The organism is Nocardia sp. NPDC046763, from assembly GCF_040645495.1.
In the GTDB taxonomy this organism is placed as follows: Bacteria; Actinomycetota; Actinomycetes; order Mycobacteriales; family Mycobacteriaceae; genus Nocardia.
Genome location: NZ_JBEYYI010000008.1, coordinates 166,331 through 188,012 on the forward strand (window position 1 = coordinate 166,331; position 21,682 = coordinate 188,012).

Sequence of the window (21,682 nt, forward strand, 5' to 3'; positions counted from 1 at the left end):
TCAACGTCAACATCTCCGAATGTGTCCTATATCCTGCTCTCACCATGAGCATCGCCAAGCGCAAAGCCCGCGAGGTGGTGGAGCGCGCGCGGTCCTACCACCACGGGGACCTGCGCGCCGAACTACTCCGGCGCGCCGAGGAGACCCTGCGCGGCGCGGGTGTCGACGGCCTGTCGCTACGGCAGCTCGCCCGTGACACCGGCGTCAGCCACGCCGCGCCGAGCCGGCACTTCCGCGACAAGCAGGCACTGCTTGACGCGCTGACCGTAGCCGGATTCGAGCGGCTCGGAGCCGGATTCGAACAGGCCGCCGCCACCGGCGCCTTCCTGGAGCGCCTGCGCGCCATGGCGCACACCTACCTGCGCTTCGCCATCGACAATCCGGCGTTGCTGGCACTCATGTTCGCGCGCAAGAACAGTCCGACTCCGGCCATCGGCGAGGCCGCCGCGCGCGCCTTCACCGTCCCCATCGAAATGGTCACCGATGCGCAGGCGAGCGGCGAGGTGGTGCCCGGCGACGCGCGGCGCATCTGCCTGTCGGCGGTCGCCGCGCTGCACGGGCTGGCCGCCATCATGGGTTCGGGCCTGGTCGACGCCGAGGAGGCCGACGGTCTCTTCGATGAGATGGTCACCCACATGATGAACGGTTTGCGTCCGCGACGCTGACGCCGCGTCCGCGAACCGGGCTGCGGAGGTCCGCGAACCGGAATCCGTGGGCCCGCACCCGTAACCTTTCAGGCGTGACGATCGAGAAACGACAGTGACGATCGAAGGCAGGCAGTACGGCGGACGCGCCGTGACCGAACGAAAAGCCGAGCGCCGGCAGCGCTTCCTCGACGCGGCCATCCAGATTTTCGGTGAGCGCGGCTACGCCAACTGTTCGCTGGCCGATGTGTGCGCGGCCGCCGGACTGTCCAAACGCCAGTTCTACGAGGAGTTCCAGACCCGCGAGGACGTGCTGGTCGCGGCGTATGACCAGATCCAGGACCAGGCCGGCGCCGCGCTGGCCACGGCCCTGAGCGCCATGGGACCGGACCCGGACCCGACCGACACCGTGACGCGGGCCCTCTCTGCGTTCCTCGCTTCGATCGGCACCGACCCGCACCGCGCCAAGGTCGCCTTCGTCGAGGTGGTCGGCGTGAGTGAGCGCATGGAGCAGCACCGGCGCGATCGACGGCACGCCTGGGTCGCCACCCTGTATCTGGCGGTGGAGCCGCTGGCCGGTTCGGGCGCGCGCGTGCGCGGCGCGGGCGAGCTCGCGGGCAGCGCCCTGATCGGCGCGATCAACGGCCTGGCCCACGAGTGGCTGCTGTCCGAGCCGCGCCCGCCGGTGAGCGACCTGGTAGAAGTGCTCGTCCCGATGGCGGTTTCGCTCATCGTGCGGGATCCGGCCTAGGCGGTCACCTCACACTGAGCCGGTCACATCAGCTGCCGTAGGAAGTAGGTGTACTCCAGCGCGCTGGTGTGCGCCTTCTCGTCGTTGTTCGCGCCGGCCCCGTGGCCGCCCTGAGTGGCCTCGTAGAACAGGTACGGATCGCCGAATTCGGCTAGTCGGGCGGCGAATTTGCGCGCGTGCTGGGGCCCGACCCGGTCGTCCTTGGTGGTCGTCCAGATCAGCGGCTCGGGGTACTTCACGCCCTTCTTCAGCTGTGCATACGGCGAAATGGACGCGAGGAAGGCACGTTCGTCCGGATCGGCCACCGATCCGTACTCCCCCACCCAGGACGCGCCCGCCGCGATCTGCTCGTAGCGGACCATGTCCAGCAGCGGAACCTGGATGTCCACCGCACTCCACAGTTCCGGATGCTGCGTGAATTCGACACCCATGAGCAGCCCGCCGTTGGACCCGCCCTGGATACCGAGCCGCCGCGGCGAGGTGATCTTGCGCGCGACGAGATCGCCGGCCACGGCCGCGAAGTCGTCGAAGGCCTTCTGCCGGTGGGTCTTCAGGGCCGCGTCGTGCCAGGCGGGCCCGTATTCGCCGCCGCCGCGGATGTTCGCGATGACATACGCGCCGCCGTGTTCCAGCCACGACTTGCCGAGCAGCCCGTTGTAGCCGGGCGTGGACGAGGAGGCGAAGCCGCCGTACCCCCACAGGATCGTCGGGGTGCTGCCGTCATAGGGCAGCGCGGCCGGATGCACGATGAAGTAGGGCACCTTGGTCCCGTCGGGCGAGGTGGCCTTCAGTTGCTCCACGACGAACCCGGACGAATCGAACCGTGCCGGTGCGGTCTTCACCTGGTTCAGCCGTCCGGTCGCGGTGTCCAGGCTCCAGATGGTGGCCGGGGTGAGCATCGAGGTGACCGAGAGGTAGGCCGTCTCGCCCTGGGAATCGGCGTCCACGCCGGAGACGGTCGCATTGTCCGGCAAGGGAACCGGTGCGGACGTCCAGCCGCCGTCGGGCTGTGGAGTGTAGACGGTGGCGCGGCCCTTCACGTCGTAGAGCGAGGTCACCACGACGTGGTCCCGGGTCGTCATGACCCCTTCGAGGGTCTCCTGCGGCCCGGGGTCGTAGACGAGGGTGGCCTTCGGCTGATCCGGGTGCGCGGTCAGGTCGTCGGCATCGAGGGACACCAGTGAGCCGGACTTGAAGGTAGTGCCACCGGTGGTCCAATCCTGTTGCAGCGCAAGCAGGACCCGATTGCCGACCATGCCCTCGAGCCCGGACTTCGGCGGCAGCCCCAGCCGCACGGGCTGCGCGCCGACGAGCAGGCTGACCTCCGACTCGTAGAACGACGGCCGCCGCTCCAACAGGTTCATCCGCCGCCCGGTCCCGTTGTCCAGCAGCACCGCCGCGGTGGCGAGCCCATCACCCTGGCCGCCGCGGGCGACCTCCGCCGCCTGGTCGAGCCTCTGCCCGCGCCCCAGGCGCTTCACGACGTATGGATAGCCCGAGGTGGTCTTCTCCCCCGGCTGCCATTCCCGCGACACCAGCAGCGTGTCGGTGTCCACCCAGGCGGCGTACTGCTTGCCGCGATCGAGCACGAATCCACCGGCCACGAACGTCCCTGTCCCCAGATCGAATTCGCGCAGTATGACGGCGTCCTCGCCACCCTCGGACAGCTCGACCAGGCATCGCCGATGGGTGACCGGGTCGCAGGACATGCCCTTCCACACCCAGTTCCTGCCCTCGTCGCGGGCCAGGGCGTCCAGATCCAGGACGGTGCGCCACTGTGGTTGCGGCGATTCGTAATCCGCGACCGTCGTCTCCCGCCAGATGCCCCGCTGGTGGTCGGCGTCCTGCCAGAAATTGCCGATCATCCCGTCGTGGAACTCCGGCACCGGCAGGCGATCGGCCGCATTCGCCAGCGCTTTCGCCTGGGCCAGATTGTCGGCGTAGCGCGGATCCTGTTCCAGCACACCGAGAGTCTTCGTGTTCTCGGCCGCCACCCACGCTTGCACGCGGGGACTGTCCAGCTCTTCGAGCCACTGATACGGGTCGCTCGCCGTGCTCGATCCCCCGCACGCGGCCAGCAGAACCACCACCAGACCCGCCAGGGTGGCCCGGATTCCGCTCTTGCTCCCCACCATGAAATCCCCCATCCCATGATCACGAGGCGACCCTGATCGGGGCGTCAGCGAGCCACCCTACCGCCGCCCACCGACAATCTGCGATGCCCACCCTCCGGCAACCTGTCGGTGCCGGGCGGCAAGATCACGGGCATGACCGACGAGGAGAGGCGCTGGGCCGATCCGCACGCCACCACGGCGGTGCGGAAATTCCTGCGTCGGCATCGTCGAGCGATGGAGACCGTGCTGACGGCGGCCCGGCTGGACGGGCTGGACGAATTCGCCGATGCCGCAGCGGAATACGCCGCCGACCCCGCCGGGTCGGTCACGCCCGAGGGCGCGGCGGTGGTGTTCGCCATCGCGCAGCGGGCGGCGATCGCGTATCGGACCGGGGCGCAGCGGGAGCAGGAGTTCATCGACCGGTTCGTCGACAGCTGGCTGAACGAGCACGGGTACGCGTTCGCGGCCGTGGTTGCCGAGACACGGCGGGGCCTGCGGATCGAGGATCCGGAGCCGCGCGCGGGACGGATGACGCCGTGGCTGCGGGCGACCGCGCCCGGTGAGGAGCCCGAACCCGCCGCGGAGATGTTGAGTCTGCGGGTGCATGCCCGGCTCGGGGCGCAACCGCCATCTCCCGGCGCGGGCACACCGCACGCCCCTCCGGACCCGAAATCGGTGACCACCGACCAGATTCGGCGACTGGAGGCGGCCATGGTGGACGGCAGGCGATGGCGGGCCGCCGCCCACCGGCGGCTGGTGCTCGACGATCCCGCGCTCGGTCCGCTGGCCCAGCGGTTGGTCTGGGCCAGCTTCGACGGCCTCGGCACCGTGACGGGCACGTTCCGGATCGATACCGAGGGCGTGCTCCGGGCCGTGAACGATGGGTCCGTCGAGCTCCCACGCGAGACGCTGGTGGGTGTGGCCCACCCGCTGCACCTCGCGGAATACCTGGAAGCATGGCGGAATTCGTTCGCCGGCAACCGGTTACGCCAGCCGTTCGAGCAGCTGGACCGGCGGACGTACGCTCTGACCTCGGAGGAGGCGGAAGCGGATCGTCTGTCCCGCTTCACCGATCGCCAGGTCCGCACCGATCGGGTGTTCGGACTGCAACATCTGGGCTGGGAGGTATCAGGAGTGCTCCTGTATCGCCGGTTCGGTCCGTCCCGGGAGGTGGCCGTCACGCTGGACCCCGGGCTCGAGGGCGGCTATCGCTACGAGCCCGAGCTCCAGCGGGTGCTGGCAGTAGAGCTCCGGGGCGGCACATTCGGGTCGTTCGATGCCGTCACCGCCTCGGAGCTGATCCGTCAGCTGGAGCGGCTGGCGGCGTGACGTCCGGCGCGGCGGCCGAAAAAGGAACCCGCGCCGAGCTGCGTGCCGCTGGAATAGCCCTTGCCGTCCTGGGCCAGGGTGGAGGCGGTCGCGCCGGCCGCGTAAAGCCCCGGAATCGCTGATCCGTTGTCCCGCAATACTTCCGAGTCGGCGGAGGTGCGCAAGCCGCCGAGGGTGAAGCCCGCGTACAGCGCCTTGCCCAGGGTCAGGTCGAAGGCCGCCCACGGCCCGTGATCCTGCGGCTCGAGCCATTCGGCCGCCTTGTGGAAATCGGGGTCCTCGCCGCGGGCCGCGTTCTCGTTGTATCGGTCGAGGGTGGATCGCAGTGCCTCGTACGGGATTCCGAGGGCGGTCGCCATCTCCTCGACGGTCTCCCAGCCGTCGATGAACGGCGCGAGCGGGAACATGGGCCGTTCCATGTGCTCTGAGTCCACGATCAGGTAGGCCGCCGCGCCGGGCTGATCGAGCACGAAGGCGGAGGTCCGTGCGTGGTAGGAATCCTCGGCGACGAAGCGTTCGCCCCGCTGGTTCACCACGATTCCGGTCAGCAGCTTGGCGGGCGGATACACGGGCGCGGTGACGAAGGCCTGGTCCATCATGCGGGTCACGCCGCCCGCCGAGACGCCGAGCCGGATGCCCAAGCCGTCGTCGAAGGGCGTCCCGAGCACGAAGGGCTTCTCGGTCAGCCACGGCACGTGCTCGGCCACCATGTCGGTGTTCATGACGAAGCCGCCGGCGGCGAGCACCACCGACTTCGCCCGCACCGCACCGGTGGTGCCGAGGTGCTTCCAGCTCACGCCGGCCACACTGCCGTCGGCCTCGGTGATCAGATTGGTCACGCCGGTCTCGTACCGCACCTCGACGCCGAGCGCGGCGGCCCGCTTCACCAGCAGCTCGATGATCATGGCCGCGCCCTGGGTGTCGCCGGGCACCGGAACCTTGTGCCCGCGCGGCGCGGGCGTCGCCTGATCCCGGTAGGGCCAGACCTTTTCGTTGCCGGTGTACATCAGCCCCTGGGTGCCGGGCTGGATGACCGCCTTCTCCGGGTAGTAGCTGCGCTCGAATTCGAAGCCCAGGCTCTCCAGCCAGCCGAAGTGCTCGACACTGCCGTCGCAGTAGGCGCGGATCTTGTCCGGTTCGGGATCGCGCGCCACCGACAGCAGGTACTTGTACATCTCCTCGGCCGAATCGTCGTGGCCGGTGGCCTGCTGCACGGCGGTGCCGCCGCCGAGGTAGAAGTGCCCGCCCGCCAGCGCGGTGGTGCCGCCCGCGACGCCGGCCCGCTCCAGGACCAGCACGCGGGCCCCGTTGGCGGCCGCCTCGACCGCTGCGCAGCCGCCCGCGATGCCGAATCCGGCGACGACCACGTCGACCTCGTCGGACCATTCGGTAATCGACGCCGCCGCAAGGGTTTCCGGGATCTGTGTGCTCACTGCGCATCCTTCTTGATCTGCTCGAAGAACAGCCGCATATTCGGCCCGATCTCGGCGAGTTCGATGAACGGCACGCCCGAGGCCGCGCCGTCGAGGTAGGCGAAACGCATCTGCCCGCTCATATCACCCTGCTGCACCACGGGGATCCCCTGCGCCGCGGCATCTTTCAGTGCGGCATCGAAGTCGTCGGGTTCCAGGCAGATGTGATGCAGGCCGGGCCCGCCGCGTTCGAGGAATTCGGTGTAGATGGAGCGGCCGCGCACCGGCTGAATTAGTTCGAGCTGGGTGTCGCCGCTGTAGGACAGCGAGATGTGCGCGGTGAAGTCGGCGGGTTCGCCACGGTAGACGCAGCTCTCGGGCCCGAAGTGGACCTCGGGCATACGCATCCAGCCGCCGGCGCCCATGGTGGTCTTCAGGAACTGTTCACCGGCCGCGATGTCCTCGACCACCCAGGCGATCTGGGTGACCGGGCCGCGGGCCACACTTGTGCTGTCCACCCCGGCAGTTAATCACAATCGCTTAAATTGGCAAGGGCTACTCCTCGTCGGGATCCGGATCGGACGGCGCGGTCCACCCTTTGTTGCTCAGGCCGTAGAACGTCGAGACCAGCAGATACAGCACCAGAGCCGTGATCGGTGACAAGAATCCGACCCCGATGCACACCGCGTAGACCAGGATTCCCGGCCAGGCCCGCCAACTCTCGCGCCGCGCGTAATCCGCACCCAGACCGGGCTTCAACATTTCCGGCCGCTTCGCCAGCCGCCACCACATGGGCGCCCACGGCACGGTCATCATCACCCCGACGATCCCGTACAGCGCCACCGCCACCACGGCGTCCCGGCGTGTCCCGTGCACCACATTGTCGGCCACCACGATGGTCGGGAACGGCACCAGCGAAATGCCCAGCAACAGCATCAGATTCCACCACCGCAGTACGTGGTCGATGCGCCGCAACCGCCCGAAGAAGGTGTGGTGGTTCATCCACACGACGCCGATCGTCATGAACGACGCCAGATAGGCCACGTACGACGGCCAGGTATGCGCCAGCGCCTGCAGCAGGCGCCCGGGCTCGTGGTCGGGCACCCTGATATCCAAAATCAACAGGGTGATGGCAATCGCCATCACCCCGTCGCTGAACGCTTCCACCCGGGCGGTTCCGGCGAGCGTGCGATCCGGAACCGATCCGTCACTCATGGACCGAAGCGTAACCGGATTCCGTGATCGCTTCAGATCGCTTGACCCGCTTGATGGTTCGAACCGTGATCGCCATCAGCACCACGGTGACGCCGATCATGAGCGCGCTCGACAGCCAGGCCATGGTGTGGATGGGCAATCGGTAGGCGAGCACCACCCGCAACACGGATTCGCCGACCAGGCCCACGCCCCACATCCCGGCGATCCGGTTGTGCACGCGGCGCACCAGCGGGTCGGTGTGGAACTTGTGCTCCATCTCCGCCAGCTTCGCCGGTGAGTTCGCGAAGGCCTTCCGGGCCGCCACGTAGGTCAGCGGCCTGCCCAGCAGCGCGCTCACCCCGAATGCCAGCCCGATGACGGCGGTGGTGAGCGAGTCCCGCACGATCATCATCCGGGCGTCGCCGCTGATCAGCGAGCTCGCGATGCCGAAGACGAAGCCGGCCAGGATGAGTGCGGCCAGGGCGTCGACGCGCCGGGCCCGGATCACTTCGACGAGGACCACGACGCCGGAGAACACCGCGCCCGCCAGCAGCGCGAGGAAGTCGGAGTACCCGGCCCAGTGCAGGAGGTAGTACGCCGCGAGCGGCACCGCGATGTCACGGGCGGTGGGTGCGAGCATGCGCAGCAGGTTCGGCCGGTCCTGCGACTGCGGCGCGGGCACTGCGGTGATGTTGTCGGCCATGGTCGGAACTCCTGTAATCGGTTTGTGCGCTACAGGAATGACGCTACGGTCGTGCCGACCTCGCCGAATCTGCCAACCATCACCTCCCGGCCATGACAGTTGTCATGCCGGTTCCGGACACGCCGTTCGCTGCCATCCCAGCTTCGGGCGGACCAGCGACGATGATGTCCGGAGCCGGGCGTCGTCTCCATTCCCGGGGACCGAAACACCGATTCGAGGAGTTGACCATGTCCTACGTGACGCAGCCGGGCGATCCGGTCTGGACCGATCTCTTCACCACCGACACCGACAGCGCCATCGATTTCTACGGCGAACTGTTCGGGTGGAGCGCCGATGTCGCGCCCGAGTACGGCGACTACATCACCTTCCGCAAGGACGGCCGGGCCGTGGCGGGCGGGATGCGTAATGACGGGAACAGCGGGCCCAATCAGTGGACCGTGTACCTTGCCAGCCCGGACGCCGAGGCGACCGCGGCGGCCGTGATCGCGTCCGGCGGGATGATCGCGGCGCCGGTGACGGCGGTCGGGGACCTCGGCAAGTTCGCGGTGTTCGGGGACAACGGCGGGGTCGGGATCGGCGTGTGGGAAGCCGGCACCATGGCCGGGTTCGAGCAGCGCGGCGTGGTCGGCGGCGGGCACTGGGAGGGGCACGTGGGCGCACCCTCGTGGTTCGAACTGCACACCCGCAGCTATGACGACGCCCTGAAGTTCTATCGCGAGGTCTTCGGCTGGAAGGACCCGTTCACGATCGCCGATACGCCCGAATTCCGGTACACCACCATCCATTCCGTGACGCCGATGCTGGGCGGTGTGATGGACTCGTCCAGCTTCCTGCCGCCGAGTGTGCCCGGATACTGGACCGTCTACTTCGGCGTCGAGGACGTGGACGCCGCCGTGCGCAAGGTGGCCGAGCTGGGCGGCAGCGTGGTGCGGCCCGCCGAGGACACCCCGTACGGCCGCCTGGCGGCGGTGGCCGACCCGTCCGGCGTGCGATTCAGCCTGGGCGGCAACAAGTCCTGACCGGGCGCACTGCTTCGTGCACCCGATCGATACCGGCTCTGGACAGGACGAACGGCCCGGTCCCCACAGTGACCGGGCCGTTCGGAACATCCCGCGGCGACGTGGTCGGCGCCCCAGCAGCGCTTCGGACGCCGCCGCGGGAAACTCAGCCGCGGGTGACGACGGAGCCGCGTACGCCGGTGGCCAGGGTCTGCTGCCTGCCCAGTCCGGCGACCTCCACGACCACGACATCGCCGTCGCGCAGATAGGGTTTCGGCTCCGGCCGGCCGACCGCGACGCCGGCCGGGGTTCCGGTCAGCACCAGATCGCCGGGTTCCAGGGTCATCAGCGTGCTCAGGTACCGCAACAGTTCACCTACTCCGGCGACCATGTTGCCGGTCGTACCCGCTTGCCGCTGTTCACCGTTCACCCACAGCTGCAGGCTCAGCGCCTGCGGTTCGGCGACCTCGTCGGGTGTCACCAGCCACGGGCCGATGGGGGTGAAGGTGTCGAAGGATTTGCCCTTCACCCAGGTCGGTTCGCCCGCAATGCCATTGCGCTCGGTGACGTCGTTGGCGGTGACATAGCCGCCCACCGCCCCCAGCGCGGTGGCGGCGTCCGGGCAGTCACGCAGCGCGCGGCCGATCACCACGCCCAACTCCACCTCGTGATCGGTGGCGCGGCTGCCGGGCGGCAGCTCGATGGCATCGTAGGGACCGCTCACCGTGGTGCCCGGCTTCAGGAACACCACGGGCCGTACGGGAATGGCCGCGCCGATGGCGGCGGCGTGGTCGGTGTAGTTGAGCCCGATGCCGATCACCTTGCCGGGCCGGGCAATCGGTGCGCCGACCCGCGCGGCCGGATCCACCTCGGGCAGGGTTCCGGCGGCGAGCGCGGACCGCACCGCGCTCAGCGCCACCGGATCACCCAGCAGCCGGCCGTCGATATCGGCGGTCACGGACGACAGATCGCGCAGCGCGCCCTCATCGTCGATGGCCACGGGACGCTCGGCGCCCCGGGCCCCTACGCGCAGCAGTTTCATACGTCGCCTCCCGGCTGCTTCATTTCTCGGCCCCTGATTGCTCGGCGGTCACGACCGCCACCCCCGTGCCGACCGGCAGGTGTTCGTGCGCGATGCGAATACCCAACTGCTGCAACAGCATTGCTCCGGCGCTCAGGCAGCGCTGTTCGTCCGGCTCGATCTCGATGAGCGAATACGCAGCGGCGAAACCGGTTTCGCGCAACCGTTCCTCCGGCAAGGTGTTCCGGCCGCACACGGCGACCACCGGCACACCCGCGGCCCCCGCGGCAGCGGCGACGCCCGCGGGCGCCTTGCCGTGCAGGGTCTGCTCGTCGAGCTTGCCCTCGCCGGTGACGACCAGGTCCATCCCGGCCAGCTGCGCGGCGAAACCGACCAGCTCCAGCATCAATTCGATGCCGGGCCGCAGGGTCGCGCCGAGGACGGCGAGCGCGGCGAATCCGACACCCCCCGCGGCGCCGGCCCCCGCCGCGGCGCGCCGATCCGACCCGAGTTCCGCGGCCAGCCGCTGCGCCCACTGCCCGAGCGCGGCGTCCAGCTGGGCCACCTGGGCCGGATCGGCGCCCTTCTGCGGCCCGTAGACCGCAGCGGCCCCATAGGGCCCGGTGAGCGGATTGTCGACATCGCAGGCCACCGTGACCTCGACGCCGTCCATCCGCTCGCGCAGGGCGGTCAGGTCGATGGACTGCACCCGGGTGAGAGCCGCCCCGCCGTCGCCGATGGGCTGCCCATCCGCGTCCAGCAGCCGGGCGCCGAGCGCCTCCAACAGACCTGCGCCGCCGTCGGTTCCGGCGCTGCCGCCGATGCCGAGCACGATGCGGCGGCACCCGGCCGCGACCGCGGCCGCCATCACCTCGCCGGTGCCCCGGCTGGTGGCGGTCATCGGTCGCAGCCGGCCTTCCGGCAGCCGCACCAGGCCCGATACATCCGCCATCTCCACGACCGCGAGATCGTCGCGGCGGGCGTAGGCGGTCAGCACCGGTTCCCCGGTCGGCCCCGACGCGGTCAGCGGGACCGCGTCGAAACCGGCTGCGAGCGCGGCGGCGACGGTGCCGTCACCGCCGTCGGCCACGGGCACGACTGCCACCGAGGCGTCCGGACGCGCCCGCCGGATTCCGGCTCGCACGGCGGCCCCGACCTGCGCCGCGGTCAGCGAACCCTTGAATTTGTCGGAGGCGATCAGCACACGAGCCATGAGAATCCTCTAGTCCAGCGGGACGGTTGCGGTCGGGGCGTCGACGAAGGCCGAGGCCAGTTCCTCGAACTCCACCACCTCGTTGATCTCACGCGCGCCCATGGACACATTGGTGACGCGCTCGAGAATGCACTCGACCACGACGGGCACCTTGAACTCGGCCATCAGCGACTTGGCCTTCTCGAAGGCGGGACCGATGTCCTGCGGCTCGAAGACGCGAATCGCCTTGCAGCCCAGACCCTCCGCGACCTTGACGTGGTCCACGCCGTAGCCGTTGACCTCTGGCGAGTTGATGTTCTCGAAGTCGAGCTGGACGTAGTAGTCCATCTCGAACGCCCGTTGCGCCTGCCGGATCAGCCCCAGGTACGAGTTGTTCACCAGCACATGGATGTACGGGATGTTGAACTGTGCGCCGACGGCCAATTCCTCGATGAGGAATTGGAAGTCGTAGTCACCGGACAGCGCGACGACCTGGTCGTCCTTGCACGCGGTGGCGACACCCAGCGCGGCGGGCAGGGTCCAGCCCAGCGGACCGGCTTGACCGGCGTTGATCCAGTGCCGCGGCTTGTACACGTGCAGCAGCTGCGACGCCTGAATCTGCGACAGGCCGATAGTGGTGACGTAGCGGGTGTCCCGGCCGAACGCCTTGTTCATCTCTTCGTACACGCGCTGCGGCTTCAGTGGCACGTTTTCGAAGTGCGTCTTGCGCTGACCGGTCGCGCGGCGGGCACGCACTTGCTCGGCCCAGTCGCCGTGGTCGGTCAGACCACCCACGGCGTCAAGGGATTCCGCGACGGCAATGAACTGCTCCAGGGCCGCGCCGGCGTCGGAGACGATGCCGTAATCGGGCGCGAAGACCCGGCCGATCTGGGTCGGCTCGATGTCGACGTGCACGAACCTGCGGTCCTTGGTGTAGGTATCGAGACCACCGGTGTGGCGGTTGGCCCACCGGTTACCGATACCCAGCACGAAGTCGGCGGCCAGCATCGACTCGTTGCCGTAGATGTGGGAGGTCTGCAGACCCACCATGCCCGCGTTCAGCTCGTGGTCATCCGGAATGGTGCCCCAGCCCATCAGGGTCGGGACCACCGGAACACCGGTCAGCTCGGCGAACTTCACCAGCAGCTCGTCGGCGTCGGCATTGATGATGCCGCCACCGGCCACGATCAGCGGGCGCTCGGCGGCGTTCAGCATCGACAGCACCTTGGCGGCCTGCGCCTGAGTGGCGGCCGGGCGGACGACCGGCAGCGGCTCGTAGGTGTCGATGTCGAACTCGATCTCGGCCAGCTGCACGTCGATCGGCAGATCGATGAGCACCGGGCCCGGACGGCCTTCGCGCATGAGCCAGAACGCCTTCTGGAAGGCGCCGGGCACCTGAGCGGGCTCGAGCACGGTGTGTGCCCACTTGGCCAGCGGCTTCGCGATGGACGCGATGTCGACGGCCTGGAAGTCCTCCTTGTGCAGCTTGGACACCGGGGCCTGGCCCGTGATGCACAGGATCGGAATGGAATCCGCGCTGGCGGCGTACAGACCGGTCACCATGTCGGTGCCCGCCGGGCCCGAAGTCCCGATGCAGATGCCGATATTGCCGGGCTTGGCCCGGGTGAAGCCCTCGGCCATGTGCGAGGCGGCCTCGACGTGGCGGGCCAGCACGTGCTTGATGCCGCCGTGGGCCTTCATGGCGCTGTAGAACGGGTTGATCGCGGCGCCGGGTAGGCCGAAAGCCTGTGTGGCCCCTTCCTTTTCCAGGATCAGGACCGCCGCGTCGACGGTGCGCATGCGCGCCATAATCAGTTCTCCTTGTCCAGCTTGCCGCTCAGGCGCTCGACGCCGCGCAGCAGTGCAGAGTGGTCCAGGTGGCCGTCACCATTGGCACGGGCCGAGGCGACCAGCTGCGCGATGAGCGAGCCGGCCGGGGTCACCAGACCGGCCTCCCGGGCGGCGGTGGTGAAGATGCCCATGTCCTTGTGGTGCAGGTCGATGCGGAAGCCCGGCGCGAACTCGCGGTTGATCATCTTGTCGCGCTTCTGGTTCAGCACGGCCGAACCGGCCAGGCCACCGCCGAGCACGTCCAGGGCGGGGCCCAGCTCGACGCCGTAGGCCTCGAGGAAGACCACGGCCTCGGCCACGGCCTGGATGTTGCTGGCCACGATGAGCTGGTTGGCGGCCTTCACGGTCTGGCCCGCGCCATTGGTGCCGACGTGCACGATGGTCTTGCCGACGGTGTCGAAAACCGGCTTGGCGGTGGCGAAATCCTCGGCCGAGCCGCCGACCATGATGGACAGGGTGGCGTTCACGGCACCCGGCTCGCCGCCGGAGACCGGGGCGTCCAGTAGGCGGAAGCCACGCTCGGCGGCCTGCTCGGCCAGCTCCTGGGTGACATCCGGGCGGATGCTGGAGAAGTCGATGATCAGCGCGCCGGGCTCGGCGGTTTCGAAGACACCCTTCTCACCGGCCAGTACCTCCTGCACGTGCGGGGAGTCCGGCACCATCACGGCGATGACCTCCGCGCCGCGCACGGCGTCGGCGATCGAGGTGACGGCCCGGCCGCCCGCGTCGACCAGTGGCTGGGCCTGGGCCGGGTTGCGGTCGAAGCCCTTGACGACGTGGCCGGCGTTCTGGAGGTGGACGGCCATCGGGCTGCCCATGATGCCGAGGCCGATGAAAGCGATGCTGGTCATGATCTGTTCCCTAATCCTCTGTCTTGCAAGTTCTCTGGGTCTCTGGACGGCGGGCTACTTCGCGGCGCGTCGTTCGCGCGGCAGCCATTCGAAGGCGTCCTCGGAACGGCCGGACGGCTTGTACTCGAGGCCGACCCAGCCGTGGTAGCCGCGCGACGCGAGGTCGGTGAGCTGAAGCTCGAGCCGGAGCTCACCGGTGCCCGGCTCGTTGCGGCCCGGGTTGTCGGCGATCTGCACGTGGGCGATCCGGTCGGCGTACTCGGAGATCACCTTGTCCACGTCGTCACCGTTCACGGCGAGGTGGTAGAGGTCGGCGAGCAGGCCGATATTGCTGACGCCCGCGTAGGCCTGCACCTTGTCGATCACGGCGAGGCCGTCGACGGCCTTCAGCAGCGGGTAGCGCGGCGCGCCGGAGGCGGGCTCGACCAGGATGGTGGCCCCGATCCGGGAGGCGGCCACGGCCGCCGCCGCCAGATTCTCGACGGCCAGCTCGTCCTGCTGCTCCGGGGTGGCGTCGTCGACACGGTTGCCGTAGAGGGCGTTGAAAGCCTTGGTGCCCAGTCGTTCTCCGATGCCGACCGTGACGTCGATATTGTCCTTGAACTCCGCGGACCGCGACGGCCAGGAGACCAGGCCACGGTCGCCGCCGGCCATGTCACCGGCGAAGAAGTTGAGGCCGATCAGCTGTACGCCCGCGTTCTGCACGGCGACGACGAAGGCGTCCACGTCCTGGTCCGACGGGACCGCCTCGGCGAACGGCCACCAGAACTCGATGGCGTCGAATCCGGCCTGCCGCACGGCTTCCGGGCGCTCCAGGATGGGCAGCTCGGTGAACAGCAGCGAGCAGTTCACGGCGTAGTCGAGCGAGTGGGTCATCAGGAATCCCTCCAGTTCGTTCCCGCAGCGTTTCCACTATTTTCCACAATGCGGAAATATTTTTTCGGGATATGAAAATGCTAGGGCTCCCGAAACAACCCCGTCAAGAGAGTTCCGGGAGCTACCGGCCAGTACGGCACGAGATATACGAAATAGCCGATTCGGTCGCGGATGCCGTCGACTCAGTCGCGGATATCGTCGTCCAGACGATCGCCCAGATCGTCCTTGCGATCCTCGGCTGCCGCGAACACCGAAGCGCCCGCCTTGTTTCCGCGCTTGATCTCGTTGAACACCAGGTTCAACACGATCGCCACCACCGCCGTGGCAGAGATGCCGGAGTGCATGATCACCCCGAGCCAGGTCGGGAACTTGTCCCAGAATGTCGGCGCCGCAATCGGAATCAGGCCCACGCCCATGGCCACCGCGACGATGACCATATTGAGGTTGTCGGTGAAGTCCACCCGCGCCAGGGTGCGGATACCGCTCGCCGCCACGGATCCGAACAGGACGATGCCCGCACCGCCCAGCACCGGATACGGAATCCCGGCCACCACCGCGCCCACCACCGGGAACAGGCCCAGCAGTACGAGCACCAAACCGCCTGTCGCGACCACGAATCGGCTCTTGATGCCGGTGAGCGCCACCAGTCCCACGTTCTGCGCGAAGGCGCTGCACGGGAAACTGCCGAACACCGGCGCGACCGTGGTGGACAGCATGTCGGCCCGCAGGCCGGCCGCCACCCGCGCCGAATCCACCTCGGTACCGACGATTTCGCCGATGGCGAGGATGTCGGCGGTGGTCTCGGTCATGATCACCAGGATTACGATCGTCATCGACACGATCGCCCCGACCTCGAAGGTCGGCCCGCCGAAGTGCAGGATCGGCGGCAGCGCAACGATTTTCGCCGAGCGGACCGCGGAGAAGTCGGCGTGATGGGTGAGCACGGCGATCACCGTGCCGACGGCCAAGCCGATGAGAATCGACAATCGCGAGATCGCGCCCTGGAACAGGCGGCTGATCACCAGGATGATGCCCAGCGTCAGCGCCGCGAAGCCGATATTGCCCATCGAGCCGTAATCGGCCGCCCTGGGATTGTTGCCCATCGCCCACCGGAATGCGGTGGGCAGCAAGGAGAGTCCGATCACCGTGATGATCGTCCCGGTCACCACCGCCGGGAACAGCCGTACCAGCTTGGCGAAGAAACTGGACAGCACCAGGCCGATCAGGCCGGCGACGATGATCGCACCGAAGACCGGCCGGAGTCCGCCGTCGCTCGCGATGGTGACCATCGTCGAGACACTGGCAAACGAAATGCCCTGCACGATCGGCAATCTGGAGCCCACCGGCCCGATGCCGAGGGTCTGTAGCAGGGTGGCCAGCCCGGAGAGGAACAGGCCCGCCGTTACCAGCAGGGCCATGTCCGACGCCGAGAGCCCGGCCGCACCGCCGACGATCAGCGGCGGTGCGATCACACCGCCGTACATCGTCAGGATGTGTTGAGTTCCGTAGACCACCAACTGGCCCAGGGGATGTCGCGCATCCTCGGGACGGGCGATGGTCTCTGTCACGCGGCTCTGGTCATCACCCATCGCCGCACCTCCTAGATCAGCACCGAGCCAATTAGCAAAAGCCCGGGGTGGCGAGCCAGGCGTTCCCGGCCTCGTTGGCGTCGTCGCGTTCGACGGTGGCCTCGATCAGGCCGTACGGACGGTCGGCGGCGATGAAGACCTCGCCCGGGTTGTCCACATTGAAGGGGCTCAGGTCCACCAGGAAGTGGTGCTTGTTCGGTGCCGAGAAACGAATCTCGGCGACCTCGGTGAACTGCTCGAGCACCGCGCGGCCCATGGAATAGAGGGTCTGCTGCAGCGCCAGCGAGTGCACCACGGCGAACTGCCGCAGGATGGTCTTGAGAATGGCGTCGTAGGTCTTGTCCCAGTCGACGTCGGTGTGGTTGTAGCGCCACCGGGCCACCAGCGAGGTCGCCATGATGCGGTCGTTGGTCGGCTGCAGGGTGGTGTACTTGTCCTTGAAGAAGCCGTGGAACTCCGAGCCCGTGGTCTTCAGCAGGGTCAGGTCCTTCACGCCGGAGACCACGTGGGCCTTGCGGTCCGGGCCGACGCCGTCGACGTTCACCACGGTGGTGCGCACGCCCCGGCCCGACTTCACGAACGAGTGATCGTGGCCCTGGCCGTCGACCTCGATGCGGTCCCAGGCATACTCCTCGATCTCGACGCGCGCACCGGTGGCGGTGGGGGCCCGGGAGATGAAGTGGTCGGCGAGGGTGAGGCCGAACTCCTCGATGGAGTGCACGCCCTTCTCCTTGGCGAAGGAGAAGGCGGTGTTCTTCTGGGTGTCGGTGGGCAGCACGTCGCCCTGGTCACCGGTGATGTGGGCGTCGGCGAAGTCGCCGCGCAGCGCCGAGGAGACGTTCAGGTCGCGGATCTGGTGGCGCGGGGTGTCGCGGTAGACCCGGACGACGCGGTTCTCGGCCTTGCCGTACTGGTTCTGTCCCAGCTTGATTGCCATGCGAGTTCAGCTTCCTCGGTAGGTGGAATAGGCGAAGGGGCTCATGAGCAGGGGCACGTGATAGTGCTCGCCCGCCTCCCCTGCGACCTTGAAGGTGATGGAGACCGACGGGTAGAAGTAGGTCTGATTCGTTGCGGCGGCATAGCTTTCGATGTCGAAGGTGAGGCGGTAGACACCGGCCGCGAGCCCTTCGGGGCCGAGTTCGCGCACTCGGCCGTCGTCATCGGTCTTGCCTTCGGCCAGCACGCGGGCATCCGGGCCGACCCGTTCCAGCCGCACCTCGACACCGGCCGCGGGCTTGCCCAGCGCGGAGTCCAGGATGTGCGTCGTAATGGTGCTCACTGCTCGAATACCTTTCGCAGGCGCAGGACCGCGATCTTGCGCAGCTCTTCGGCCACCACGGCCGCCTCGGCGGCGTCGTCGTTGGCGAGGCGCTGGTGCAGGCTCGCCACAATCTGCTCGGCGGACAGGCCGGTGGCGCAGATCAGGAAGACCCTGCCGAAACGCTTCTCGTAGGCGCGATTGCCGTCCAGCAGCTGCGCGGCGATGGCCACGTCCTGGCCGACCCCGGCCTGCTCCTGGCGCGACCACGCGGATCCGGTGTCGGCGCCCGACACGCGGTCACCGATGCGGGGGTGCGCGGCCAGCGCGCGGTCCACCTCGGCTCCGCTCAGGGCGCCGGCCAGCTCGCCGGCCCGGGCGAGCACGCTGTCGATATCCGCGTAGGGCCGGGCCGCCAGCACACCGTCGGCCCATGCGGGCACATCACAGCAGGTCAGCAGGTCCGGCCGAAGTTGTTCCCCGGCAGTCGAATTGAATTCGCTCAACGTCACCATCGGCGCTACCTCTCTCGGATAGCGGAAGGGTGATTCCGCTACTCGAGAAGAGTGTCACGGGCCACAACAACTCGTCAACATTTTGTTGAAAATATACAGAGACTGCAGGTCAGGGTGCCAACCAAGCGTACTTGCCGGCCACCCTGAAACAGGGACAGCGACGAAGGGCCGACCATTGCCGACCCTCCGTCGCTGATCATCACACCGGCGTCGGTCAGGTATTCCGCACAGCCGGTGCCGCCGCCAGGGCGGCGCTGGTGCGGGATCTGAACAGCTGGTGCAATACCAGGGCCGCCAGACAGCCCGCGCTGATCCCCGACGCCAAGATGATCGACACCGGTCCCGGCAGACCGGCGTAGAACGAGGGCGCGACCGTCGGTGTCATGCCGATGAACAGCGCGACGCCCACGATCAGGGAGTTGATCGGATCGTGCAGATCCGCCTTGGCCAGGGTGCGGATGCCGCTCGCGGCGACCGTGCCGAACAGTACGAGACCCGTTCCGCCCAGGGCCGGTTTCGGCACCAGCTCCACCACCGCGCTCGCCACCGGGAACAACCCCAGCAGCACCAGCAGCGCACCGCTGGCGGCCACCACGAAACGGCTGTACATGCGGGTGAGCGCCACCAGTCCGACGTTCTGCGCGAAAGCGCCACAGGCGAATCCACCCATGACCGAGGCCAGCATGGTGCCGACACCGGCCGCGCGCAGACCACCCGCGATGTGCTGCTCCTCGGCGGGCCGGTCCACGATCTCGCCGAGCGCGATCATGGTCGCGGTCGACTCGGTCATCACCACGAGCATCACGATGCACAGCGAGACGATCGCACCGACCTGAAACTGCGGTGCGCCGAAGTGCATGGGCGGTATGAAACCGACCAGCGCGCTATTGCGCATCGGGCCCGTATCCAGCAGTCCCAGTGGCCATCCCGCCAGCGAACCCGCGACCAGTCCGATCAGCAGAGCCAGCTGCCGCCCGAACCCTTTCAGGAACCGATGGCACAGCAGCACGACCACCAGAGCGATCGCCGCGTCCAGCAGGTTCTTCGGCGGCACATGCGCCGAGCCCATGGAGCCCTCGCCCGCGCCGCCGATCCAGCCGAGCGCGACCGGCAGCAGCGACAGGCCGATGAGCGAGATGACCGTGCCACCCACGATCGGTGGGAAAAACCGGTGCAGCCGTGAGAAATACGGGGCGGCGAGGACAGCCAGCGCACCCGCCACCAGGGTGGCCCCGAAGATGACCGGCAGCGCCTCGCCCGGCGCGGCGTCCTTGGCGATGGCCAGGATCGGTCCCACCGCCGCGAACGATCCGCCATTGATGAGCGGCAGCCGCGCGCCGAACTTCCACCAGCCCAGGGACTGCAGCAGGGTGGCCAGTCCCGCGGTGAACAGGCTCGCGGTGATGAGCATGACCGTGTCACGGGCGCCCAGGCCGACAGCGGCGCCCACGATCAGCGGCGGCGCCACGACGCCGGCGACCATGGCGGCGATGTGCTGCAGGCCGCCGGCGAGCAGCTGCCAGGGTGGCGGGACGACATCGACCGGATGTCGTTCGGGCGCTTCGAGTTCCAGGACCGCGGGTGCGGTGGACCGCGGCGTTGAGGGAGTACCCGGGACGCCGGGTGCGGATTCAGCAGTCACGGGCGGGCCGGCCCCCTCGATCAGCGGAGGAAGCAGCGCTTCCGTCGCGTAGTCGGCCCGATCGCGACGGCCGGACGACCGTCGAAAGTCTTCGGAATGGCGTCGAAACTCTTTGGCCCGCAGGTGAACCGCGTTCGCTCAACGTCTCCATTGGCGCAACCTCTCTCGGACAGCGGAAGGGTCATTCCGCTATCCGAGAAGAGTGGCACGGGCCACATTGGCCGTCAACAATTCGTTGAAAATATATCGGTCGGCCGACAGTCCGGTCAGGCGCGTTCGCGGTTCAGGTAGTTGTAGACGGTGAAGCGGGTGACGCCCAGCGCCGCCGCCACGGTCTCCGCGGACTTGCGGAACGTGAACGCGCCCCGCTCTTCCAGCAATCGCACCGCACGCTGCTTGTCGACGCGCGGCAGACCCGCCAGCGGCCCACCCAGCTCCGCCGCCACCTCGTCCAGCAGCCGCTCCAGGCCGCCGAGGCTGTCGGACTCGGGCTGACCGAAACGCACGCAGGCCAGGGTCATCCCTTCCCAGACCAGGGGGACATCGTCGGCGGTGGCCTCCTGCGCGGGAACCAGGCGGCCACCGGTTCTCTCCAGCAGCGGGGCGAGGGTCACCAGCACGGGGTGCGACTCGTCCATCGGCGAACGCTCAGTCATCCTGCTCGACCTGCATGGTCACCCGGGTCGCCCCGTGCGCGAAGGCGGTCACCATGATCTCGCCCAGCACCGGCAGCAGTCGGTCGTCGGTTCCGGCCACCGAGGTGCCGAGCGGACCGAAATCGCATTCCAGACCGGCCGACTCGGCGAGTTCGAGGGCCGCTCTGGCATGCGGCGGCGTCTCCCCTTCACCATGGAACGGTTCGGTCGTGAACTCCGCGCGCAGCCGCATGGGCCTCAGGCTACTGGGCAGAACATGTGATCTACGATCTGCCCTAGAATTCCGGCATTCGGAAAAACTGAGGAGGACCGGGGTGCCAGCAGCGAAGGAGCCCAAGAGAGGCACCGGTGGCGTGCAATCCATCGAGCGCGCGTTCGGCCTGCTGGAGCTCATGGCCGACGAGGGCGGCATGATGGGCCTGTCCCAGCTCGCCACGGAGTCGGGACTGCCGCTGCCGACCATTCACCGGCTGGTGCGCACCCTGGTGGATCTGGGCTACCTGCACCAGGAGCCGTCGCGCAAGTATGTGCTGGGCCCCAAGCTGATCAAACTCGGCGAGAGCTCCTCGCAGATGCTGGCGGTGCTGGCCCGCCCGCACCTGGCCCGGCTGGTCGACGAGCTCGGTGAATCCGCGAACATGGCAATGCTGGACGGCGATCAGATCGTCTATGTGGCGCAGGTGCAGTCGCGGCACTCCATGCGCATGTTCACCGAGGTGGGCCGGCGTGTGCTGCCGCACTGCACGGCCGTGGGCAAGGCCATCCTGGCCGGTTCGGCGCCGGACCTGACCCGGGAGCTGTTGCAGCGCACCGGAATGCCGCGCTACACCGACAACACCATCACCGATCCGGAGGAGTTCGGCCGGCAGCTGGACGAGGCCGCGCGCACCGGATACGCCATGGACGAGGGCGAGCAGGAGCTCGGCGTGCGCTGCGTGGCGGTCGCGGTACCCAAAGCGCCCGCCCGGCTGGCGATTTCGGTGTCCGGTCCGGTGGGGCGGATGACCGAGGAGCTCATCGAACGCGCCGCACCGCTGCTGACAGAGGTCGCCGCCGCCCTGTCCGACGACCTCCGATAGCCCGGTC

The 21,682-nt window shown here is 68.4% G+C and carries 22 protein-coding genes; 5 read left to right on the forward strand and 17 right to left on the reverse strand.

The genetic code is table 11. The annotated features are described in order from the left end of the window. The first annotated feature begins 44 nt into the window (after window positions 1-44). Together ABZ909_RS15960 and ABZ909_RS15965 are read left to right on the forward strand one after the other, a co-directional pair. Complete coding sequence (locus tag ABZ909_RS15960; protein WP_356999648.1) at window positions 45-665, forward strand: TetR/AcrR family transcriptional regulator; 621 nt, start codon at window positions 45-47, stop codon at window positions 663-665. 130 nt (window positions 666-795) lie between these two features. Beyond that, window positions 796-1,395, forward strand: a complete 600-nt coding sequence (locus ABZ909_RS15965) for a TetR/AcrR family transcriptional regulator (protein ID WP_356999651.1) — start codon at window positions 796-798, stop codon at window positions 1,393-1,395. A gap of 23 nt (window positions 1,396-1,418) precedes the next feature. Here ABZ909_RS15965 and ABZ909_RS15970 read toward each other — a convergent pair whose 3' ends face one another. Continuing rightward, window positions 1,419-3,530 (reverse strand): prolyl oligopeptidase family serine peptidase, encoded by a 2,112-nt coding sequence (locus tag ABZ909_RS15970; RefSeq protein WP_356999654.1) that lies wholly within the window; start codon window positions 3,528-3,530, stop codon window positions 1,419-1,421. A gap of 132 nt (window positions 3,531-3,662) precedes the next feature. Between ABZ909_RS15970 and ABZ909_RS15975 the strand changes: the two genes are divergently transcribed. Then, the gene (locus tag ABZ909_RS15975; protein ID WP_356999657.1) at window positions 3,663-4,838 is read left to right on the forward strand and encodes a DUF4132 domain-containing protein; all 1,176 of its coding nucleotides are present in this window, start codon (window positions 3,663-3,665) and stop codon (window positions 4,836-4,838) included. Here ABZ909_RS15975 and ABZ909_RS15980 read toward each other — a convergent pair. Genes ABZ909_RS15980 through ABZ909_RS15995 form a run of 4 tightly spaced genes read right to left on the reverse strand, consistent with a single transcriptional unit; the run spans window position 4,814 to window position 8,147 of the window. Further along, window positions 4,814-6,271, reverse strand: a complete 1,458-nt coding sequence (locus ABZ909_RS15980; protein WP_356999659.1) for an FAD-binding protein — start codon at window positions 6,269-6,271, stop codon at window positions 4,814-4,816. The two genes, ABZ909_RS15975 and ABZ909_RS15980, sit on opposite strands and share 25 nt — an antisense overlap. Then, window positions 6,268-6,768: a VOC family protein gene (locus ABZ909_RS15985; RefSeq protein WP_356999661.1), complete on the reverse strand. Its 501-nt coding sequence runs from the start codon at window positions 6,766-6,768 to the stop codon at window positions 6,268-6,270. The genes ABZ909_RS15980 and ABZ909_RS15985 overlap by 4 nt, the downstream gene beginning before the upstream one ends. A gap of 37 nt (window positions 6,769-6,805) precedes the next feature. Then, window positions 6,806-7,465, reverse strand: a complete 660-nt coding sequence (locus tag ABZ909_RS15990; protein ID WP_356999663.1) for a TMEM175 family protein — start codon at window positions 7,463-7,465, stop codon at window positions 6,806-6,808. Then, a complete protein-coding gene (locus ABZ909_RS15995; protein ID WP_356999665.1) occupies window positions 7,458-8,147 on the reverse strand; it encodes a VC0807 family protein in 690 nt (229 codons plus the stop codon). Before ABZ909_RS15995 ends, ABZ909_RS15990 begins: the two co-directional genes overlap by 8 nt. Window positions 8,148-8,374: 227 nt before the next feature. On the opposite strand from ABZ909_RS15995, the gene ABZ909_RS16000 reads away from it, so the two are divergent. Next, window positions 8,375-9,166 carry a VOC family protein gene (locus ABZ909_RS16000; RefSeq protein ID WP_356999668.1) on the forward strand — a complete coding sequence of 264 codons (792 nt, stop codon included), beginning with the start codon at window positions 8,375-8,377 and terminating at the stop codon, window positions 9,164-9,166. Window positions 9,167-9,311: 145 nt separating this feature from the next. Here the strand turns inward: ABZ909_RS16000 and ABZ909_RS16005 are convergent, their stop codons facing one another. The 12 genes from ABZ909_RS16005 to ABZ909_RS16060 form a co-directional block, all read right to left on the reverse strand. Then, window positions 9,312-10,187 (reverse strand): fumarylacetoacetate hydrolase family protein, encoded by an 876-nt coding sequence (locus tag ABZ909_RS16005; protein ID WP_356999670.1) that lies wholly within the window; start codon window positions 10,185-10,187, stop codon window positions 9,312-9,314. 19 nt (window positions 10,188-10,206) lie between these two features. Beyond that, window positions 10,207-11,379 carry a glycerate kinase gene (locus tag ABZ909_RS16010; RefSeq protein WP_356999673.1) on the reverse strand — a complete coding sequence of 391 codons (1,173 nt, stop codon included), beginning with the start codon at window positions 11,377-11,379 and terminating at the stop codon, window positions 10,207-10,209. A gap of 9 nt (window positions 11,380-11,388) precedes the next feature. Then, window positions 11,389-13,167 carry a glyoxylate carboligase gene (gene gcl, locus ABZ909_RS16015; RefSeq protein ID WP_356999676.1) on the reverse strand — a complete coding sequence of 593 codons (1,779 nt, stop codon included), beginning with the start codon at window positions 13,165-13,167 and terminating at the stop codon, window positions 11,389-11,391. Window positions 13,168-13,169: 2 nt separating this feature from the next. Beyond that, window positions 13,170-14,060, reverse strand: coding sequence for a 2-hydroxy-3-oxopropionate reductase (locus tag ABZ909_RS16020; RefSeq protein ID WP_356999679.1), 891 nt, complete (start codon window positions 14,058-14,060; stop codon window positions 13,170-13,172). A 54-nt stretch (window positions 14,061-14,114) separates the two neighbouring features. Continuing rightward, entirely contained in the window at window positions 14,115-14,936 is an 822-nt protein-coding gene (locus ABZ909_RS16025; protein WP_356999682.1) for a TIM barrel protein, read from the reverse strand. A gap of 182 nt (window positions 14,937-15,118) precedes the next feature. Then, window positions 15,119-16,525 carry a nucleobase:cation symporter-2 family protein gene (locus ABZ909_RS16030; protein ID WP_356999684.1) on the reverse strand — a complete coding sequence of 469 codons (1,407 nt, stop codon included), beginning with the start codon at window positions 16,523-16,525 and terminating at the stop codon, window positions 15,119-15,121. Between the two features lie 31 nt (window positions 16,526-16,556). Continuing rightward, window positions 16,557-17,462, reverse strand: a complete 906-nt coding sequence (gene pucL, locus ABZ909_RS16035) for a factor-independent urate hydroxylase (protein ID WP_356999686.1) — start codon at window positions 17,460-17,462, stop codon at window positions 16,557-16,559. Window positions 17,463-17,468: 6 nt separating this feature from the next. After that, window positions 17,469-17,813 (reverse strand): hydroxyisourate hydrolase, encoded by a 345-nt coding sequence (gene uraH, locus ABZ909_RS16040; protein ID WP_356999966.1) that lies wholly within the window; start codon window positions 17,811-17,813, stop codon window positions 17,469-17,471. Beyond that, a complete protein-coding gene (gene uraD / locus ABZ909_RS16045) occupies window positions 17,801-18,298 on the reverse strand; it encodes a 2-oxo-4-hydroxy-4-carboxy-5-ureidoimidazoline decarboxylase (protein ID WP_356999689.1) in 498 nt (165 codons plus the stop codon). The genes uraH and uraD overlap by 13 nt, the downstream gene beginning before the upstream one ends. Before the next feature lie 214 nt (window positions 18,299-18,512). Next, on the reverse strand, window positions 18,513-19,940 hold the full coding sequence (locus ABZ909_RS16050; RefSeq protein WP_356999692.1) for a nucleobase:cation symporter-2 family protein: 1,428 nt from the start codon (window positions 19,938-19,940) through the stop codon (window positions 18,513-18,515). Window positions 19,941-20,206: 266 nt separating this feature from the next. Next, a complete protein-coding gene (locus tag ABZ909_RS16055; protein ID WP_356999694.1) occupies window positions 20,207-20,596 on the reverse strand; it encodes a helix-turn-helix domain-containing protein in 390 nt (129 codons plus the stop codon). Next, a complete protein-coding gene (locus ABZ909_RS16060) occupies window positions 20,589-20,828 on the reverse strand; it encodes a thiamine-binding protein (protein WP_356999696.1) in 240 nt (79 codons plus the stop codon). The genes ABZ909_RS16055 and ABZ909_RS16060 overlap by 8 nt, the downstream gene beginning before the upstream one ends. An 82-nt stretch (window positions 20,829-20,910) precedes the next feature. Between ABZ909_RS16060 and ABZ909_RS16065 the strand changes: the two genes are divergently transcribed. Beyond that, entirely contained in the window at window positions 20,911-21,675 is a 765-nt protein-coding gene (locus ABZ909_RS16065) for an IclR family transcriptional regulator (protein ID WP_356999698.1), read from the forward strand. Window positions 21,676-21,682: the final 7 nt, after the last annotated feature.

Excerpts from the sequence above, each read along its gene's own strand:
- ABZ909_RS15960 (WP_356999648.1), top strand. The coding sequence starts at position 45 with ATGAGCATCGCCAAGCGCAAAGCCCGCGAGGTGGTGGAGCGCGCGCGG.
- ABZ909_RS15970 (WP_356999654.1), bottom strand. The coding sequence starts at position 3,530 with ATGGTGGGGAGCAAGAGCGGAATCCGGGCCACCCTGGCGGGTCTGGTG.
- ABZ909_RS15975 (WP_356999657.1), top strand. The coding sequence starts at position 3,663 with ATGACCGACGAGGAGAGGCGCTGGGCCGATCCGCACGCCACCACGGCG.
- ABZ909_RS15990 (WP_356999663.1), bottom strand. The coding sequence starts at position 7,465 with ATGAGTGACGGATCGGTTCCGGATCGCACGCTCGCCGGAACCGCCCGG.
- ABZ909_RS15995 (WP_356999665.1), bottom strand. The coding sequence starts at position 8,147 with ATGGCCGACAACATCACCGCAGTGCCCGCGCCGCAGTCGCAGGACCGG.
- ABZ909_RS16000 (WP_356999668.1), top strand. The coding sequence starts at position 8,375 with ATGTCCTACGTGACGCAGCCGGGCGATCCGGTCTGGACCGATCTCTTC.
- ABZ909_RS16005 (WP_356999670.1), bottom strand. The coding sequence starts at position 10,187 with ATGAAACTGCTGCGCGTAGGGGCCCGGGGCGCCGAGCGTCCCGTGGCC.
- ABZ909_RS16010 (WP_356999673.1), bottom strand. The coding sequence starts at position 11,379 with ATGGCTCGTGTGCTGATCGCCTCCGACAAATTCAAGGGTTCGCTGACC.
- gcl (WP_356999676.1), bottom strand. The coding sequence starts at position 13,167 with ATGGCGCGCATGCGCACCGTCGACGCGGCGGTCCTGATCCTGGAAAAG.
- ABZ909_RS16020 (WP_356999679.1), bottom strand. The coding sequence starts at position 14,060 with ATGACCAGCATCGCTTTCATCGGCCTCGGCATCATGGGCAGCCCGATG.
- ABZ909_RS16025 (WP_356999682.1), bottom strand. The coding sequence starts at position 14,936 with ATGACCCACTCGCTCGACTACGCCGTGAACTGCTCGCTGCTGTTCACC.
- ABZ909_RS16030 (WP_356999684.1), bottom strand. The coding sequence starts at position 16,525 with ATGGGTGATGACCAGAGCCGCGTGACAGAGACCATCGCCCGTCCCGAG.
- pucL (WP_356999686.1), bottom strand. The coding sequence starts at position 17,462 with ATGGCAATCAAGCTGGGACAGAACCAGTACGGCAAGGCCGAGAACCGC.
- uraD (WP_356999689.1), bottom strand. The coding sequence starts at position 18,298 with ATGGTGACGTTGAGCGAATTCAATTCGACTGCCGGGGAACAACTTCGG.
- ABZ909_RS16055 (WP_356999694.1), bottom strand. The coding sequence starts at position 20,596 with ATGACTGAGCGTTCGCCGATGGACGAGTCGCACCCCGTGCTGGTGACC.
- ABZ909_RS16060 (WP_356999696.1), bottom strand. The coding sequence starts at position 20,828 with ATGCGGCTGCGCGCGGAGTTCACGACCGAACCGTTCCATGGTGAAGGG.